Origin of the sequence: Bacillus pseudomycoides DSM 12442, from assembly GCF_000161455.1 — a bacterium.
Taxonomy (GTDB): domain Bacteria; phylum Bacillota; class Bacilli; order Bacillales; family Bacillaceae_G; genus Bacillus_A; species Bacillus_A pseudomycoides.
This window is the reverse complement of the sequence record NZ_CM000745.1, coordinates 2,015,860-2,033,591: the sequence shown is the minus strand read 5'-3', so window position 1 is coordinate 2,033,591 and position 17,732 is coordinate 2,015,860. Positions and strand designations below refer to the sequence as shown.

Here is a 17,732-nt window from a genome sequence, read left to right as displayed (position 1 = left end):
CATTTATATAAGCAATAATTATGCCAACTCCACATTTTCAAGAAGTGATGACGAAAGATACCCTATTATATATGAGAAAAAATATTTTTCTTATTTTAAATGGCGCTCTACTCAATACAATATTCGTTACTTTCTGTATATGTAAACGCTCTTTTTTTGGTGCAAACACACAAAAACCGCCAATTATTCGGCGGTTTTGTCATACTTATTTAATTTATACTGCAATGTTTGTCTTGGAATACCTAATAATTTAGCAGCTTGCAAAATATTCCCATCCGTTTCCATTAGCGCTTGATTAATTAATTCTTTCTCTGTTTGGTGAAGTGCCTCACGTAATGGAAGAATAGATTTCTTCTGTTTCTTTGAATCTACTTCTTTTCGAAATGTTCGTGGTAAACAACTAACTGTTAATGAACCTCCTTCTGCAATAATTACAGCGTGTTCAATCGTGTGTTTTAACTCTCTTACATTTCCAGGCCAATGATATGCTAGCAACCTTTCTTTCGTCCCATTATCAATATGGAGCACCTGTTTTTTATATTCTTTGTTATAGTCTCTTAAAAAGTAGGATGCTAACAATAATACATCTTCTTTTCGTTCACGAAGCGGTGGAATATATAGAGAAAATACATTTAAACGATAATATAAATCGGTACGAATTTTATTTTCACGTAAACATACTTCTGGAGGTTGATTCATCGCCGTAATCACGCGAACATCTACTTTTCTCGTCTTACTATCACCGATGCGACGAATTACTCCATCTTCTAATGCACGTAGCATTTTCGCCTGCAGATCAAGGGGCATCGAATTTAATTCATCTAAAAATAATGTCCCTCCATCTGCAAGTTCAAATAGCCCCGCACGTTCAATAGCTCCAGTATAACTCCCTTTAGTTGTCCCAAATAATAGACTTTCTAGTAAGGACTCTGGAAGAGCTGCACAATTCTGGGCAATAAACGGTTTGTTTTTACGGTTGGAAGCCTCATGAATCGCTTGTACAAATAGTTCCTTTCCTGTTCCTGTTTCCCCGTATATTAAAACGTTTGCATTTGTTGGAGCTACCTTTTGCGCCAAATCTTTTGTTTGTTTAAAGCGGGAATCATTCGTCACAATTGTATTAAAAGCAACGTGTTTTTTTGTTATCTTCTTCCTAGAGGATCGTTTCATTTTCGATTGTAAATCAACAATTGTATCCGTTAATTTTTGAATCGTCGAGTAATCTTTTGCGATTTCAACAGCACCTGCAATTTCACCTTCTATAAAAATAGGTAATGTGGTATTTACAGTACAAACATCTTCACCATTTAAATTTTGATAACGCTGCACTTGATGTAAAATCGGCTTTTTTGTATTTAAAACTTTCATAAGTGTACTCGTTTCCCTTGATAGAGATGGGAATGCTTCTAATAAATGCTTACCCAATACATTCTCAATCTTTGATCCGTCATGTTTTGCAGCAACAGTATTATAAAAAATTGTAATACCATTCTCATCCACAGCATGAATCGCTTCATCAATACTGCCCAAAATCGCTTCAATGACTTCTTGTGTCGAAACTGCCAGCAATGTCATTCCCCCCTCTTGCTAAAAATTCAGCAATTTATATGCCGAATTTCCGGCACCCCTGTGCGCGATTATAAGCATTACGATTCCGTTCTACTTTTCTATTTATTTCATATCATTACTTTCCCGCCAACAAGTAATAAAGTGCAACTCTAATCAGCGGGGGGCTTCATCCCCCACTGATTATTAGCCCACAGCAATCCGGTATTCTAAACTTTCAAGTAAAGATTTTACTACCCATTCATGCGGGATAAATCTTTTACCCATACATTCATATCTTCTAATTTATCAAAAATATAACAATTATTTGCTAGCCTTCCTGTGTATGTATATCCTAGCTGATGAAAAGCTGCATTCATACCAAACGAAAGTGAACGTGCGATTGTGTAAGAACAAAAGATTGCTCTCTCTTGTAGTTCTTCTTCTAACTTAATGAGTAAACTTTTCATAAATCCATGCTTTCGATATTCAGGTAAAGTTGCACAATTCGTTAATTCTGCGTTACCTTCTTTCACATTCATTTCTGCTGAAGCAGTACTAATAATACGTTCCTCTGATTCATACACATAATAAATCGTATCTTCTTTCATCGTCTGAACAATATAGTCTGCTTCATTTAACGGTGTCGGATAAATTTCAAACACTTTTCCAAATACACCTGCCAATTCTTCTGCGTCTGCCTCTGTCGCTTTTCGTAGTACAAATTTTTCTGGAACTTGTTTCTCCTTTACTTCCTTTTCTCTCACACCATCTATAATGCGGTCCTCATCAATCCACTGGATACTATTTCGTCTTTCATCATCACGATATTTTACGAAAAAGTATGCATCATGTCCTTGAAAATAATGTGGAATCGTCGCTTCTAATAAAAAGCCAAAAGAGAGCCACGCCGAAACATGCTCTCCCTTTCCTTTTATAATGCATTTGGTGAAAGAATGCTTCTCTGCTAACTCTTCTATTTTTCGCATAAGACTTTCTACATTTCCTGTATAATGATCTACCCGAATACGTTTATTAAAATAATCTAGCACTCCTTCTACAGTATAGTAGTTTGTCTGTTCTCTGAATGATTCATAATAGTTCATTTTTTCACCTCACACCAGTCTAGTAATGTACATGCAATAACTTTTGCTGCGGCAATCATTTTATCCACTTCAATGTATTCATTTGGATAGTGGGCTACCTTTGTCTCTCCTGGTCCGAATATAATGGTTGGGATTTCTGCGATTTGTGTAAATAAACCACCATCTGTGCCCCATGGTGATGCTTCTATAATTGGACTTCTTCCTTCAATTTGAGCAAAATTATCTTGAAGCGTTGTAATGAGCGCATGCTCCTCATCTAATTCACCTGGGACCCACCTTGCCCCAAACCATTCTACCTCTACTGGATATTCTTCGAACCATGGATCTACATTCTTTAATTGCCCTATCCAATTTTCAAATTCTTCTTTTACCGCCTCCATAGTCTCATTCGGCGCAACTCCACATCTTCCTTCTAAAATCAACGAATCTGGTACGGAGCTTGGCCAGCTACCACCTTCAATTTTCCCAACATTGATTGGAACAGGGATTGGAATTTCTTTATATAACGGGTCTGTAATCCGTTCATTTCTTTTCTGTTCTAATTGTCTCAAATGTTCAACAACAAACACGCTCTTTTCAATTGCACTTACTCCTTCATAACGAGTCCCGCCATGTGCTGCTTTTCCTTTCACATGCAAGCGAAACCACATCGAACCTTGTTGTTTCGGGAAAAACTTCATATTTGTTGGTTCTGGAATGATAACCCCATCTGCCTTATACCCTCGTAAAATTGCTGCTAAAGTACCTGCTCCACCGCTCTCCTCTTCTATTACACTTTGAAAATAAATATCTCCTTTTAACTCAATACCCAGTTCTACAATCGCTTCGATTGCCAGCATAAGCGCCACATTGCCGCCCTTCATATCGGTTGTTCCACGACCATATATGCGATTCCCTACTTTTTCACCACTATATGGATGGTGTTCCCACTGATTCACATCACCTTCTGGTACAACATCGATATGTCCATTTAAAATCATTGATTTTCCATCGCCGCTTCCTTTTAACGTCGCAACAATATTTGGGCTATCTGAAAAATTCGTTCTTGGAGATACAAAATAAGGATGATCTTTCATTTTTGTAAAAGAAGGCTCCCAAATATCGAGATCTAAACCTAATTCACGTAGTTTTTCAATGACAATTGCTTGCGCGCCGCTCTCATCTCCAGATACACTTTTTTCTTGAATTAATCGTTTTAAGAGCTTTACACTTTCTCCTTCATGACTTTCAATATAATCACACACTTGTTTTTTTAATTGCTCCATATTTGTTAGCTCCTCTCATTCAATCACAAGTAAATTAGAACTCACATGAAAAGATGCCTCCGTATTTCGTTTTACATCCTCTACTGTATAAGGGCTCATTAACTCTTGGAGTATTAAACCTTCAGAAGTAACTTCCATTACAGCCATATCTGTAATAATTAAATCCACGCACCTTTTCGACGTTAATGGAAGCGTACATTCTGAAACAATTTTTGCATTTCCATACTTATCAACGTGATTCATCACAACAACGACCCGCTTTGCTTTTTGCGCTAAATCCATCGCTCCGCCAATACCAGGAACACGTTTCCCGGGAACAATCCAATTTGCTAAATCACCTTTTTCACTTACTTGTAGTGAACCAAGTATTGTTACATCAAGCAACCCTTTTCGAATCATTCCAAATGCCGTGCAACTGTCAAAATAACTTGCTCCTGTAATGAGTGACGTCGGCAATCCAGCCGCATTACACAAGTTTTCATCTTCGCTTCCTTTACTTGGCGTCGGGCCCATTCCAACGATTCCATTTTCCGCCTGGAACATAACATGTATATCTTCAGGCAAATGGTTAGGTACAAGAGAAGGGATACCAATCCCTAAATTTACAATCATTCCATTTTGAATTTCTTTCGCAGCACGCCTTGCTATCTTATCTCGTACTTCTACTCCCATACCCATTTCCAATTCACTCCTTCCGACGGCACAATATAATTTACAAAAACACCTGGAACAACAATTTCCTCAGGATCTAAACTTCCAAGCGGTACGATTTCTTCTGCCTCAACAATTGTAATATCTCCAGCCATCGCAACGTGTGGATTCATATTGCGAGCACTTTTATCAAACACAAGATTGCCAAACGGATCCGCCTTCTTCGCATATACAATCGATACCTCTGCAGTTAAAGCCGTTTCCAATAAATATGTTTTTCCGTTCATTTCGACTGTTCGTTTTCCTTCCTCTACAATCGTATCCACACCAACATCGACAAGAATTCCGCCTAATCCCATTCCACCTGCACGAATTCGCTCTGCTAGCGTTCCCTGAGGCGAAAACTCAATCCGTAATCGTCCTTCATTTAACTGTCTTCCTGCATTTGGATTTGAACCAATATGAGAAGTAATTAATGATTTCACTCGCTCATTTGTTACAAGGCGGCCAATTCCTACATCTGGAAATCCCGTATCATTTCCGATTAAATGTAAATTTGTAATTCCTTTTTGTGCAATAGCCTGTATTAATGATGGAGGGGATCCAATTCCGCCAAACCCTCCAAACATTAACGTCATATCATCATGAAACAATGACATAATCTCTTCAATTTCTTTTAATTTACCAAATGTATTTGTAATGGTTGTCATACGATACTGTGCCCTCCTTTTTGCATCATCTCTTCCACACTTTTCGCAAAAATCTCAAGTAACTCATCTAACTCAGAATATGTAGTTGTCATTGGCGGTGCAACAAGCAGCGCACTATCCTCTTTTCCTGCTTGCCCTGAAACAGCTTGATATAAAAGAAGTCCGTTTTTCGCCGCGACTGAAATGAGCTCAGACGCTTTTGTAAACGATTGCAATTCTACTCCGATCAGGAGTCCTTTTCCGCGCACATCGGCAATAATTGTCGATTGCTGCTGAACTTTCTGCAATCCTTTTATTAAATATTCTCCTTTTTCAGCTGTTTTTTCAGGTAAGTTATGTTTCTCCATATATTCAATAACCGCTAAAGCTGTCGCGGCTGATAACGGGTTAGCACTTAGCGTATGCCCACTCATAACTGATCGCGACCCTCGTAAAATCGGTTCCATCACACGGTCACTCACAACCGTCGCGGCCATCGGTGTATAACCAGCACCTAGACCCTTTCCTAACGTCATGATGTCTGGCTCCACGCCCCAGTGTTCCATCGCAAACCATGCACCTGTACGCCCAAGGCCTGTCATCACCTCATCAGCAATAAATAAAATATCATAATGGCTACAAATATCTTTAATTACTTTATAATATTCTTTCGGTGGTACAACCGCACCGCCTGCCGCCCCAATAATCGGTTCAGCTATAAAAGCTGCAATATGTTCTGCACCAATTCGTTCAATTGCTCGTTCTAATTCCGTTGCACAAGAAAGCTGACACGTTGGATATACTTTCTGCACCGGACAACGGAAACAATACGGCGCTGGAACAGTTGGATAATCTTCTAAAATAGATACAAATCGCTGGCGACGAAGTGGATGCCCTGACATTGATAAAGCTCCCATCGTAATACCGTGATAACTCATCCAACGTGATAAAATTTTATGTTTCCCTTGAATACCGCGCTCTTGAAAATGTTGAATCGCAATTTTCATAGCCGTTTCATTCGCTTCTGTACCACTATTCACAAAGAAACTCCAGTTCAAATCTCCTACACTTAAATCACTTAACTTCTTTGCTAACTTCTCAGCTGGCTCACTCGTAAACTGTGAGCGGTACACAAAAGCAATCTCCTCTGCCTGCTTTTTAATCACTTCCGCAATCTCTGTTACGCCATGTCCGATACCTGCCGTAATCGCTCCTGACGAACCATCAAAATATTTATTACCATTTTGATCATACAAATACACACCTTTTCCATGTGAAATCATTGGATACGGCTGACCAACAAGTGGCTTAATTAAGTAATCGCGCATAGCGCTCCCCCATTTCTCCAATTTGTATATATATATGAAGAAAATTGACGTTTCTTTCATAAAAAAGAACCCTCTGCAAACGCAGTGAATTTATCAAAAAACTATTATAAAATATACAAATGAGTGCTAAAAATCAAAATAAAAATAAACATTCAGAAATATAATAAAAGACCAAACCCTTTACCCCTCTTAAAAAAATCCTCCCCCCTATAAAAAATAAGCCTAAAAAACATACTACCTAATTATTTTTTCACCATACCATCAGCTTCGCTCAATTGCTGGCATTGTGTAAACTTCGACGAAACTCCCGTCAATTTCCTTCCTATTTATTTTGTTTATCTGTCATATTTTTCAACAAATTTAGACAAATCCTTCAAATAGAAACCTCCTATGATTACTCAATCATAGGAGGTTTCTTTCATATAATTTATTTTTTAAATTTTCGACATCTACTTATTCCTATTAAAAAACATGCTTTTATTGCATTTTACAAAATATTTTTTACTGAGAAAAAACAAATGTGCTAATCCTCTGTACGAGGTTTCTCCTCTTACATAGCACCTTAATCTATCTAACTCTCCCAGCGATTCAACCCTAAATAACAAGCTCCATACACACCAGCATCATTGGTAATCAAGATGCTTCTTTATATTGGCGAATAAGTGCAGAAGTCGATGCATATCGTTCGTAACATCCTTTTCCACCGTAACTACATTCTTTTCCATGATATATTGATTATATAAATAATAAATTAAATCATGATATCATGTTGTCATTACCAGTTGTTATGAAGTATACCATTACAACTTTTTCTTTCGTAATACATTTTCTGAATTTTTTATAAAATTTTTCAAACATTTTTATTCATAGCTTAACAATATAATTCTATTTATTGCGAAATAAAAAGCATGAATGGAATTGCCTGCAAGAGAAAGATTATTTTTATCAAATTGATTCTTCCCGTAAAAATCTGATCGATGAAGGTTAATTACTAATAAAATTCTCCCTACCTTAAAGTCCGTACAAATGAGAAAGATAGGTGCGCGGGATAATTGCCCACAAAAAAATCAATTGGTCTGGCTAAATGAAAGTTTCACTTTATCTCAGAAAAAGAAAAGGAGTGTTCCTATGATTCAACAATTAAAAACATATTACGGTAAAGATATAACGGTTAATGAAACAGTATTGTCTGGGGAGTATAGCTGGTTTTTAGTTGAAGGAAACAAAGTAGGGATTCGCAAATCTCGCTTACACCAAAGGGAACGTCAATTACTTTCATCAATCTTAACGCCCATTCATACTGATACATTTTATGAAACAGAAAAAGAAAAGTCTTGGTATGAAGCGTTATATCAAAATAAGGATATTCCTATCGTATCTGTTCGTTTTTTACATTTTTTCACAAATCACTCTATAGTAGAAAGAGAAGAATTTCAAGATGCTTTACAGTCCATGTTTTCTTTCGTCACTACAACGATATGGGAGACTTCTCAAGCCGGCGTTCTCATCTTAGAAGAAGATATATCGAAATCTATATTACAAACAGCCCTTGATACATTAGAAACAGATTTTTTTATATCTCTATCCTTTTTTATTGGCAGACACTATACCGAAACAAATGGAATTTCTCGTTTGTATCAATGGGAACGAGCATTATTTTCTTTTCTTTCTCCCTATTTATCAAAAAAGATTATACACATTGAACACCTACTCCCTTACCAATTAATGATCTCATTACCAAAAGAAGAAAGAGAAAAATATACAAATCAATTGTTAGCACACATTTCAAATGATAAAGAACTAATCGATAGTGTTAAAGTATTCTTCCAATGTAATTTAAATGTATCACTTGCAGCGAAACATTTATATTTGCATCGTAATACCTTGCAGTATCGAATTGATAGATTCATTGAAAAAACAGGAATTAATATCAAAACATTTGAAGGCGCTGTAGCAGTTTACATGGCATTTCTTTCTTTAGATATCTCGTAAACTTGCATAAAAACCTCTCATTTTTTTGTGCAATCTGCCAATTTACCTACCTACAAAAAAATCTTATAATTCGATTAATTCAAAGAATAAGGAGTGAGTAATTGTGGCAGAACTCGTATTAGATCATATTTTTAAAGTTTATGATAATAAAACGACTGCTGTTTCTGATTTTAATTTACATATTGAAGATAAAGAGTTTATCGTATTTGTCGGTCCTTCTGGATGTGGAAAATCAACAACTCTACGTATGATTGCGGGTCTAGAAGACATTTCTGATGGTTCATTTTATATTGATGGAGAACGTATGAATGATGTCGCTCCAAAAGATCGCGACATTGCGATGGTATTTCAAAATTACGCACTATACCCACATATGTCTGTTTATGATAATATGGCGTTTGGCTTGAAACTACGCAAACTTCCAAAAGATGAAATTAATCGCCGCGTAACAGAGGCTGCGAAAATCTTAGGACTTGAAGATTACTTAAAACGAAAACCAAAGGCATTATCAGGTGGACAACGCCAACGTGTTGCGCTAGGAAGAGCTATCGTTCGTGACGCAAAAGTATTTTTAATGGACGAGCCTCTATCCAATTTAGACGCAAAATTGCGCGTAAGTATGCGCTCTGAAATCTCTAAACTTCATCGCCGTTTAAACACGACCACTATATATGTGACACATGATCAAACAGAAGCAATGACAATGGCATCACGCCTTGTTGTTATGAAAGATGGTGTCATCCAGCAAGTTGGTACGCCAAAAGAAGTATACGATGCTCCTGAAAACATTTTTGTTGGCGGATTCATTGGTTCTCCAGCTATGAATTTCTTTACCGGAACATTACAAGATAACTATTTTCATATAGAAAATATTCGTTTCAAAGTACCAGATGGCCAACTAAAAGCATTAAAGAAAAAAGGATATAATGGAAAAGAAATCATACTCGGTATTCGTCCTGAAGACATTCATGATGAACTAATTGTTCTTCAATCTTCTCCTGAATCAACTGTCGAAATTACAGTTGAGGTCGCTGAATTATTAGGTGCTGAAACGATGATTCATGGAAAACTTGCGAGTCAAAACTTTGTTGCACGAATCAACGCTCGTTCAGAAATTAAAGCTACCGATAAACTTCCGTTAGCTTTTAGTTTAACTAAAGCGCACTTTTTCGATATTGATACAGAACAACGTATACGTAATGAATAGACATACTTGATTAAAGTATAAACCAGTTTTCTTCCTGATCTTTCTGTACTATTTACCTAAGAAAGGCCAGGAAGCTTCTTTTTGATATTTTATTTTTTTACAAGTATTATATTTAATCCTTTTCGTTTTTTATTGCTACCACCTGACGCTCCTCTTATTTTTCATTTTCATTAACATTTTTTGGCTACTCCTTTTTTATCTCGCTATTCGCGAGCAGTAAGGCCCCACCCCAACATGCAACAAAAGCAAAGAAATCAGGTGGGAGATGAAGCCCCACCGCTGATTGAAGTTTTACTTTATGAAAATCTAATTTTTCTAATCCTCTATAGATACAACCTTATGTAACCTTACACATGCTTCCATTCAATGTAATTTCAAATTTCCAAGTACATATTTAACAATTAATTTCACAGTTTCTGGATAACCTTTACCATCATTAGTTTATCCCACTGCAACTTCTTCATTTGTTCTTTTGTGTTAAAATATCGCAAGACCTCATGTTCCAACTGATATTTTAAATACGAGTTTACATTAAAATAAAAAAGAAAGAACCGATTAACTATATTAACCAGTTCAGCATGACGCTCTTTATCAATTATTAACGAACCCAACATGCCCCGATAATAATTAGTAAAATAAACAATACAACGATCAACGCAAATCCAGAACCTGTACTGTACCCTCCGCCGCCATAACCATATCCGCAATAACTACTAGGATATCCGTAACCCCACATGATTTGCTCCACTCCCTCCGCTACTTAAAAATTAAATTCCCTTAATAAATTATGTAGGACAACTCTCACTTTGTATGTGCGTTTGCCTATAAATTAAAAACTCCATAACTCCGCTAACGATTTTATAGTTTGCACCAGATCGAGCAACTTGTATATGTATAAAATTCGTGGCATTAAATACAGTGAAACTTTAATCAGTGGGGGTTTTCTTCATCCCCCACTGATTATTAGCCCTCACCAATCGGGCTTTTACGGGCAGTTGATCCCCTACCTACCTTGTTTCTCCCTGAATCTTGAGGTGGGGGTCTTACTGCCCGTTAATGCGGGATAAACTATCTATTATCCTATTTATATTTTGAAGCATTTTTTGCATAAGCCCTTTTCCGAGATGCATATAGTTATAGTGATGACAAAGGAGGAATTTTACATGGCTCAATCTGAAATTGAAAAATATGGACAAGAAGCAGCCCTGTATGAACAACTTGCCCGTTACTATCAATATACAAATCCCAAAAAATATATGGAATTATATATGAAATATCATAGTGCGATTACCAAACTTGTACATGTGTATGAAAAACGCGGCTCTCAAGAAGCAACATTGCCATCCTATATGAGAATATTCCACGCATCCCCTCATACACCAGCTATTGATTTTTTAGTTAACGGACAGAAGGTAGTAAAAAACATTTCTTTTAAACAACACAGTCCTTATTTGTCCTTAACTCAAGGGCAGTACCGGGTTGATATCGTTCCAGTCGGTAATGAAACACCTATTTTTTCAGCACTTGTTCCCATGATGGGTAACCACTCTTATACACTGGCAGCAATTAGTACTGATACACATCTACAGTTGCAACCAATGCTTGATAATACTCCTTTGCAATCTGGTCAAGCAAAAATAAGATTTTTACATTTTTCCTCTGATACCCCTGCTGTTCATATATCCATAAAAGGTGGCGACTATTTATTCGAAAATGTCTTATTTAAACAAGTAACAGATTATTTACAGGTAAGCCCTGGAACAGCTGATATTGAAATTTCTCTTGCCGATACAAAAAAGATACTTGTAACCATCCCTGATGTAAAAGTAGAACCAAATACAATTTACACATTTGCATTAGTAGGCTATTCTAATCAATCCCCAAAATTAGAAGCCGTGGTTCTTACAAATTAAAAAATCTACACCATTCTCTTGGTGTAGACTTTTTTCTCTTTATTTTTGAAATGAAATATGAAATTCTGTCCATTCTGAATCAGAGCGACACGTAATCGATCCATTATGCTTTTCAACAATTTGTTTACATACAAACAAACCGATGCCAGTTCCTAATTTCTTAGTCGTGACAAATGGTTCAAAAATCGTTTCAATACTTTCTGCCGGAATCATCGGTCCATTATTTTTAATAACAATATGAATCCTTTCTTCCTCTTCACATGTATCGATAATAATTTTACGATCTTCTTTAATCACTTCGAGAGCATCGATTGAGTTCATTAAAATATTTAGAAAAACTTGTCTTACTTCACTACGGTATCCTACAAATGAGATAGGATACGGTAAAATCTTTTCAATTGAAACATTTGCATTAACTAGACTTGGATATAAGAAATGAATAATATCATGAAACAAATCATTTAGCCAAAATCGTTCAGACTCATTCCACATTTCTTTTTTTGAAACAAGTAAAAATTGCGAAATACGAAAGTTTAATTGGTCCAATTCATGTGAAATAATATCTAAATATGATAAATTCGGATGATCTAATTTCAATAATTTCACAAACCCCATAATGGAGGTTAATGGATTTCGAAACTCGTGAACAAAACTAGCCGACATTTGTCCTAAAATCGTCAATCTTTCTTTATGTGTTTCATTTATATATTGCTGTTTTTCTTCTAAATTTCTCGATATAATTTCCGAATATTTTAAAACCGTATAATAAATTAATTTGTCAAAACAAGTATGTATTTTTGTCATAATTGGTTTTAATTCACGAGCTTTAACATCTAATTCGCACATTGCTTCAAATAGTTCATTTCTTCCTACATTCGCATTATAGACAAAATCTCCAATATTAACGTCCGCCCCTGCTCGCTCAATTGCAATTTTTTCACATAACGGCTGTAGGTGAGCTACATCCTTATTTTCCATAATAAGTTCAATGATTAACTCTAATAAATTCTCTCCATTCTGAGCTACTTCTTGCTTAAATGGATCTTTTTCGGAAATTATCATTTTGTTTTTCCAGTTCTCTACGAATTGGTGCCTGTTGTTTTTCAAGTGCGAACAAAATACTTCTTTAATATCCTTATCGATTGGAAAAACCCCCATTCCCTCCATTTCCATGCGACGAATACCCTATATATTTTGAATATTAACACAAAAAACGAGTTTCGTTAAGAGATTATTGTCACATTTTGTTAATTTCTGTTGATAAAGTTAATTTGAATATGGTATTTGAAATGTCTTTTTTTGCATCCTTTTCATTTCTTGCGTACAATAAGATATGAAAGGTGTGAAAAATATGGTAAATAAAAATGTGGAAGATTATCTCCAAGAAGGCATTCATGGCCAAAAGCAAAACAAACCAGAAGAACGCAATATGTACTTAGGCACATTGCGTGAGCGTGTGGAAATCGCTTTAACAATCGGTCAAGTGATGCAAAGCAATGTTTACACAGAAGTAGCTAATAGCATGCGCACTTCTCAATCATTACAACTATATGTAAACGGCAGCATCTCTTACCCACATTTATCAAAATACATTAAATTAGCAAACGAAAAAAATGTACCTTTTACAATCGTCCAAAATAAAGGTACACAAACACCAATTGGTTTAGTTCTTGCGCATAACACAGCGGTAGATAAAGAACAAGTTTATGTTGAAGATACGATTTTTAAACAAGAGATGAAATAATACACGATAATGTGACACTTCCATTACCAATCGGTCTTTTACGGGCAGTTATCCCCCACTTCTCTTCCTTGCTCCTCTCTGAATCTTGAGATGGGGGTCTTACTGCACGCAAATAGCGAGATAAATAAAAGGTACACTTACTTAGATAATAAGTGTACCTTTTATTTATATTTATTTTTTTATGAAGATTAGTTTCATCTCTGTCATTTCTTCAATCGCATATTTAATTCCTTCACGACCTGTACCACTTTCTTTGACACCGCATATGATGTCTTTAATCATGAAACTGCCCATATAAATCCATTTTGATTTTTTGACATATAAGCCGCGGCTATGAATAACAAAATGGGGGGTCTGCATTTGTTTTCACTCGACATGGAGCAGAAAAAGGGTCTGACCGCCGGATGCTCTCTCCCACCTAAAAATTAGGTTTTATGTCAGTCTTTTAATTTGTATTTATCTAATTCTAGTTCATCAATTCCATGCATTGCTTTCGCTAAATGTCTGACTTATTTTATTGTAACATTGTCCCATTACATAAAAAAATATTTTCCCTACTAAAAAAACTCTGCTAAATGCAGAGTTTACGAGCTTACTTGTTCTTGTAATGTTATTGGTTTTTCAGTTTCTGAAATTAAAATGGGAGCTGCTCGCTTTGTCACTTCTATTTGCTTGATATAGTGGCCATCCAATTCCTTAACGCAAAAATTATAATCTTCAATTTCAACAATATCACCTTCTGTAATTTCTAGGTGCTTTGTTAAAATCCATCCACCAATTGTATCAATATCATCATCATCAATAGATAAACCTAACAATACATTTACTTCGCTAACAAATACTTTTCCTTCTAAAATTGTCTTTGTTTCACTTATATGTTGGATTTCTGGTTTTTCATCTATATCAAATTCATCTTGAATATCGCCAACAATTTCTTCTAATATATCTTCAACTGTTACAAGACCTGCTGTTCCACCATATTCATCAATTAATATAGCGATATGTGTACGCTCTCGTTGCATTTTTAAAAACAAATCATGAATTGCAATCGATTCAATGACAAGTATAATGGGACGAATATACTGCTGCACCGTTTCTTTGCTAAAGGCACCATGTTTCACAAAATCTGTGAAAATATCTTTAAAGTTTACAAAACCGATAACATGATCCTTATCCCCATCAACAACTGGGTATCTTGTATATTTCTCATTGGACATTTTCTGCAATGCTTCTTTAACAGAAGTATCTTTATCTAAAATGTTCATCTCTGTCCGTGGGACCATAATTTCTTTTGCAATACAATCGTCAAATTCAAAGATTTTATTTACATATTTAAATTCAGATTGATTAATTTCACCGTTTTTATAACTTTCTGACACTAACAACCGTAATTCTTCTTCCGAATGAACTTCCTCGTGCTCTTTCGCAGTTTGTAAACCAAACATTCTTGTTACATATCGAGCAGATCCATTTAAAAGCCATATAAACGGAAAAGTAATTCGATAAAAGAAAATAAGCGGTTTAGCAACGAGTAAACTCACTTGTTCTGCTTTTTGAATCGCCAATGTTTTTGGTGATAATTCCCCCACAACAACATGAAAAAAAGTAATGAACATAAACACTAGAATCACAGCCAAAATATCAGCAACCTGGGGAGGCACCTCCCATCTTGCGAAAAGCGAATCAAACATGTGCTTTATTGCTGGCTTTCCTAACCATCCAAGTCCAAGAGCTGTAACTGTAATTCCTAATTGACAAGCTGATAAATACTCGTCTAAGTTTGTAATGACTGTTTTCACAGGAATTGCACGTTTATTTCCCTCTGCAATTAAAAAATCGATGCGTGAACTTCTTACTTTCACAATTGCAAACTCGGCCGCAACGAAAAATGCAGTTAAGGCAATTAAAACAATCACCATACTTATACTATATATGTCCAAATACGTTTCCTTACTTACGCTGTAAGCAAGGAAGCCACCTCCTAATTAATTTATTCAAGCGAAAAAGACTTTTCTTATCATCTTACAAGTTTCTACATTCGCCATCACCTTTTTATACATTATATGCATACATAAAGAGGATATTTATATTTATGATAATCTAAATATCTTCTTTCAGTCAAACTAGAATAATTGAAAAAAAACAGACATTTTTCTCTCTTTTTAGAAGAATCTATATGCTCAAAAACTAATTCTCGTGAAAAAACACTTTCTTTGCCGATTCCTCACTTCTTTTGTCACCCATGCAGGGAAGAAGCTTAATACCTCGAAATAATTCAACAGGATATATATAGGAGGGATTTACCTTGGAATATAAAACACCCATTATTGCGAAAAAGTTAGGTGTTAGCCCAAAGGCAGTGGTTCGAATTGCACAACAATTGAATCTCAATATAGAAAAAAACAAGTACGGTCATTTCATTTTCACTCAAGACAACTTAGATAAAATGTTAGAATATCATCGTTCTCATATAGAACAAACCTTATCTCCCGCTATAATTTCACAAGTAGAACCATCAACTGATTTTGAACAATTTGTTACACAATTAAATACAATTACACACCGTTTAAATCGTATAGAGGAAAAAATGCAAGATAAAGCAGATGATGTCGTCAATTACCAATTGCTACAACATCGCAGAGAAATGGAAGAAATGATGGATAGAATTCAAAAATTAGAAGCTGCTCTTGAGAAAAAAGAACCAATTTACATCACACCTGATATCACGCCAACATATGAACGAGAAGAAAAACCGAAACGTCGTAAAATGATTTTAAGTATATTCGGATTTTAGTTCTTTTCCAATCGTTTGTTCGCGCATGATAATTGACTCCCCCCTAGTCAATTATCATGCGCTTTTTTATTTATATAAAAAGGATGTCTCATTACAAGACATCCTTTTTGTTACGATAACATCATATTCATATCTTCTGCTGCAGTTGTAATAAGTTTTAAACCAAATGTTTCTTGTAATACATCAAGCACACCAGGTGAAATAAATTCAGGGGCCTTTGGACCGATACGAATATCTTGAATCCCAAGACTAAATAGCCCAAGTAAAATGGCAACCGCTTTTTGTTCAAACCAAGATAGGACAATACTAACTGGCAATTCGTTCACTTCACATTGAAAAGCATCTGCTAAAGCTGCCGCTATTTTTATTGTAGAAATTGAATTATTACATTGCCCTAAGTCAATGTAACGTGGAATCTCCGTACCGGGTACAACACCATAATTCACATCATTAAAGCGGAATTTCCCACAAGAAGTTGTTAAAATAACCGTTTCTTGCGGAAGTGACGTTGCTAATTCACGATAGTATTCTCCGCCTTTTCCTGGGGCATCACAACCTGCGATGACAAAGAAGCGCTTAATTTCCCCTCCCTTTACTGCCTCAATGATTTCTGGAGCTAATGATAATACTGTATTATGATGAAACCCTGTTACTAACTGTTCATCCGACTCCATATGTACTTCGGGAAGTTCTAGCGCTTTTTTAATCAATGGTGCAAAATCATCATTTTCAATTTTCCGTACACCCTCCAGGCCGGCAATATCATATGAAAAGAAGCGATCAGAGTATGATCCTTTAATTGGCATAACACAGTTCGTTGTAGCCAATATCGCACCGGTAAATTTTTCAAAAAGACGTCGTTGATCATACCATGCCTTACCAATGTTTCCTTTTAAATGTTTATATTTTTTCAGTTGTGGATATCCGTGTGCTGGTAGCATTTCAGAATGCGTATAAATATTAATTTCTTTTCCTTCTGTTTGCTTTAATAATTCCTCTAATGCAAATAAATTATGACCAGTAACAACAATTGCCTTACCTTCTACATGATTTTGTGTAATTTGAACAGGCTCTGGAACACCGAAATGATTCGTATGTGCCTCATCTAACAACTCCATCACCCGTAAAGCTGATTTCCCAACTTTCATAGCCATATCAATATGTTCTTGTTCATTAAAGTTAGAATTTGTTAATGTCATATATAACGCTTCTTGAGTTGTAGCATCTACAAATGGATCTGTATACCCTAGCTGCGCAGCATGGGTACGATAAGCAGCAATTCCTTTTAACCCAAACACAATCGTATCTTGTAAACTTGCAATTGTTTCATTCTTACCGCAAACACCCATTACTTTACATCCGCCTGTTGGCGTTTGTTCACATTGATAGCAAAACATATCATCCCACCCTTTCCCAATCATTCATTACAAACTAAGCTTAATATACATTGAGAAAAAGGGATGTGATATCAATCACAATAATTTATAAAAATTTGTGA

The 17,732-nt window shown here is 35.7% G+C and carries 15 protein-coding genes; 5 read left to right on the top strand and 10 right to left on the bottom strand.

All coding sequences use genetic code 11. The features are described 5' to 3' along the window. Positions 1 to 183 precede the first annotated feature (183 nt). The 6 genes from BPMYX0001_RS10105 to BPMYX0001_RS10080 form a co-directional block, all read right to left on the bottom strand. Positions 184 to 1,575, bottom strand: a complete 1,392-nt coding sequence (locus BPMYX0001_RS10105; RefSeq protein ID WP_003197487.1) for a sigma-54 interaction domain-containing protein — start codon at positions 1,573 to 1,575, stop codon at positions 184 to 186. A 224-nt stretch (positions 1,576 to 1,799) separates the two neighbouring features. Beyond that, complete coding sequence (ablB, locus tag BPMYX0001_RS10100; protein WP_033798854.1) at positions 1,800 to 2,651, bottom strand: putative beta-lysine N-acetyltransferase; 852 nt, start codon at positions 2,649 to 2,651, stop codon at positions 1,800 to 1,802. Further along, entirely contained in the window at positions 2,648 to 3,916 is a 1,269-nt protein-coding gene (locus BPMYX0001_RS10095) for a peptidase (RefSeq protein WP_006094762.1), read from the bottom strand. The genes ablB and BPMYX0001_RS10095 overlap by 4 nt, the downstream gene beginning before the upstream one ends. A 15-nt stretch (positions 3,917 to 3,931) precedes the next feature. Beyond that, positions 3,932 to 4,594 (bottom strand): CoA transferase subunit B, encoded by a 663-nt coding sequence (locus BPMYX0001_RS10090; protein ID WP_018766387.1) that lies wholly within the window; start codon positions 4,592 to 4,594, stop codon positions 3,932 to 3,934. Then, positions 4,579 to 5,277: an acetate CoA-transferase subunit alpha gene (gene atoD / locus BPMYX0001_RS10085; RefSeq protein WP_018782162.1), complete on the bottom strand. Its 699-nt coding sequence runs from the start codon at positions 5,275 to 5,277 to the stop codon at positions 4,579 to 4,581. The genes BPMYX0001_RS10090 and atoD overlap by 16 nt, the downstream gene beginning before the upstream one ends. Continuing rightward, the gene (locus BPMYX0001_RS10080) at positions 5,274 to 6,584 is read right to left on the bottom strand and encodes an aspartate aminotransferase family protein (protein ID WP_018782161.1); all 1,311 of its coding nucleotides are present in this window, start codon (positions 6,582 to 6,584) and stop codon (positions 5,274 to 5,276) included. Before BPMYX0001_RS10080 ends, atoD begins: the two co-directional genes overlap by 4 nt. A gap of 1,128 nt (positions 6,585 to 7,712) precedes the next feature. Here BPMYX0001_RS10080 and BPMYX0001_RS10075 point away from each other — a divergent pair. Further along, the gene (locus BPMYX0001_RS10075; RefSeq protein ID WP_006094760.1) at positions 7,713 to 8,576 is read left to right on the top strand and encodes a PucR family transcriptional regulator; all 864 of its coding nucleotides are present in this window, start codon (positions 7,713 to 7,715) and stop codon (positions 8,574 to 8,576) included. 103 nt (positions 8,577 to 8,679) lie between these two features. Next, the gene (locus tag BPMYX0001_RS10070; protein ID WP_003197473.1) at positions 8,680 to 9,783 is read left to right on the top strand and encodes an ABC transporter ATP-binding protein; all 1,104 of its coding nucleotides are present in this window, start codon (positions 8,680 to 8,682) and stop codon (positions 9,781 to 9,783) included. 598 nt (positions 9,784 to 10,381) lie between these two features. On the opposite strand, the gene BPMYX0001_RS10065 is transcribed toward BPMYX0001_RS10070, so the two are convergent. Then, positions 10,382 to 10,519: a YjcZ family sporulation protein gene (locus tag BPMYX0001_RS10065; RefSeq protein WP_006094759.1), complete on the bottom strand. Its 138-nt coding sequence runs from the start codon at positions 10,517 to 10,519 to the stop codon at positions 10,382 to 10,384. A 427-nt stretch (positions 10,520 to 10,946) separates the two neighbouring features. Between BPMYX0001_RS10065 and BPMYX0001_RS10060 the strand changes: the two genes are divergently transcribed. Beyond that, on the top strand, positions 10,947 to 11,696 hold the full coding sequence (locus BPMYX0001_RS10060; RefSeq protein WP_018782159.1) for a DUF4397 domain-containing protein: 750 nt from the start codon (positions 10,947 to 10,949) through the stop codon (positions 11,694 to 11,696). A 39-nt stretch (positions 11,697 to 11,735) separates the two neighbouring features. Here BPMYX0001_RS10060 and BPMYX0001_RS10055 read toward each other — a convergent pair whose 3' ends face one another. Further along, positions 11,736 to 12,869 carry a BA2291 family sporulation histidine kinase gene (locus BPMYX0001_RS10055; RefSeq protein ID WP_003197467.1) on the bottom strand — a complete coding sequence of 378 codons (1,134 nt, stop codon included), beginning with the start codon at positions 12,867 to 12,869 and terminating at the stop codon, positions 11,736 to 11,738. A gap of 178 nt (positions 12,870 to 13,047) precedes the next feature. Between BPMYX0001_RS10055 and BPMYX0001_RS10050 the strand changes: the two genes are divergently transcribed. Further along, positions 13,048 to 13,440 carry a YueI family protein gene (locus BPMYX0001_RS10050; RefSeq protein ID WP_016132763.1) on the top strand — a complete coding sequence of 131 codons (393 nt, stop codon included), beginning with the start codon at positions 13,048 to 13,050 and terminating at the stop codon, positions 13,438 to 13,440. A gap of 584 nt (positions 13,441 to 14,024) precedes the next feature. Here BPMYX0001_RS10050 and BPMYX0001_RS10040 read toward each other — a convergent pair. Continuing rightward, positions 14,025 to 15,380, bottom strand: coding sequence for a hemolysin family protein (locus BPMYX0001_RS10040; protein ID WP_078211785.1), 1,356 nt, complete (start codon positions 15,378 to 15,380; stop codon positions 14,025 to 14,027). Positions 15,381 to 15,745: 365 nt separating this feature from the next. Here BPMYX0001_RS10040 and BPMYX0001_RS10035 point away from each other — a divergent pair, with 365 nt between their 5' ends. Continuing rightward, positions 15,746 to 16,234: a hypothetical protein gene (locus BPMYX0001_RS10035; protein WP_003197459.1), complete on the top strand. Its 489-nt coding sequence runs from the start codon at positions 15,746 to 15,748 to the stop codon at positions 16,232 to 16,234. A gap of 110 nt (positions 16,235 to 16,344) precedes the next feature. Here the strand turns inward: BPMYX0001_RS10035 and hcp are convergent, their stop codons facing one another. After that, the gene (hcp, locus tag BPMYX0001_RS10030; protein ID WP_033798853.1) at positions 16,345 to 17,631 is read right to left on the bottom strand and encodes a hydroxylamine reductase; all 1,287 of its coding nucleotides are present in this window, start codon (positions 17,629 to 17,631) and stop codon (positions 16,345 to 16,347) included. Positions 17,632 to 17,732 lie beyond the last annotated feature (101 nt).

Bases quoted from the DNA above. Each gene is read 5' to 3' on its own strand.
- BPMYX0001_RS10105 (WP_003197487.1), bottom strand. From the start codon at position 1,575: ATGACATTGCTGGCAGTTTCGACACAAGAAGTCATTGAAGCGATTTTG.
- ablB (WP_033798854.1), bottom strand. From the start codon at position 2,651: ATGAACTATTATGAATCATTCAGAGAACAGACAAACTACTATACTGTA.
- BPMYX0001_RS10095 (WP_006094762.1), bottom strand. From the start codon at position 3,916: ATGGAGCAATTAAAAAAACAAGTGTGTGATTATATTGAAAGTCATGAA.
- BPMYX0001_RS10090 (WP_018766387.1), bottom strand. From the start codon at position 4,594: ATGGGTATGGGAGTAGAAGTACGAGATAAGATAGCAAGGCGTGCTGCG.
- atoD (WP_018782162.1), bottom strand. From the start codon at position 5,277: ATGACAACCATTACAAATACATTTGGTAAATTAAAAGAAATTGAAGAG.
- BPMYX0001_RS10080 (WP_018782161.1), bottom strand. From the start codon at position 6,584: ATGCGCGATTACTTAATTAAGCCACTTGTTGGTCAGCCGTATCCAATG.
- BPMYX0001_RS10075 (WP_006094760.1), top strand. From the start codon at position 7,713: ATGATTCAACAATTAAAAACATATTACGGTAAAGATATAACGGTTAAT.
- BPMYX0001_RS10065 (WP_006094759.1), bottom strand. From the start codon at position 10,519: ATGTGGGGTTACGGATATCCTAGTAGTTATTGCGGATATGGTTATGGC.
- BPMYX0001_RS10060 (WP_018782159.1), top strand. From the start codon at position 10,947: ATGGCTCAATCTGAAATTGAAAAATATGGACAAGAAGCAGCCCTGTAT.
- BPMYX0001_RS10055 (WP_003197467.1), bottom strand. From the start codon at position 12,869: ATGGAAATGGAGGGAATGGGGGTTTTTCCAATCGATAAGGATATTAAA.
- BPMYX0001_RS10050 (WP_016132763.1), top strand. From the start codon at position 13,048: ATGGTAAATAAAAATGTGGAAGATTATCTCCAAGAAGGCATTCATGGC.
- hcp (WP_033798853.1), bottom strand. From the start codon at position 17,631: ATGTTTTGCTATCAATGTGAACAAACGCCAACAGGCGGATGTAAAGTA.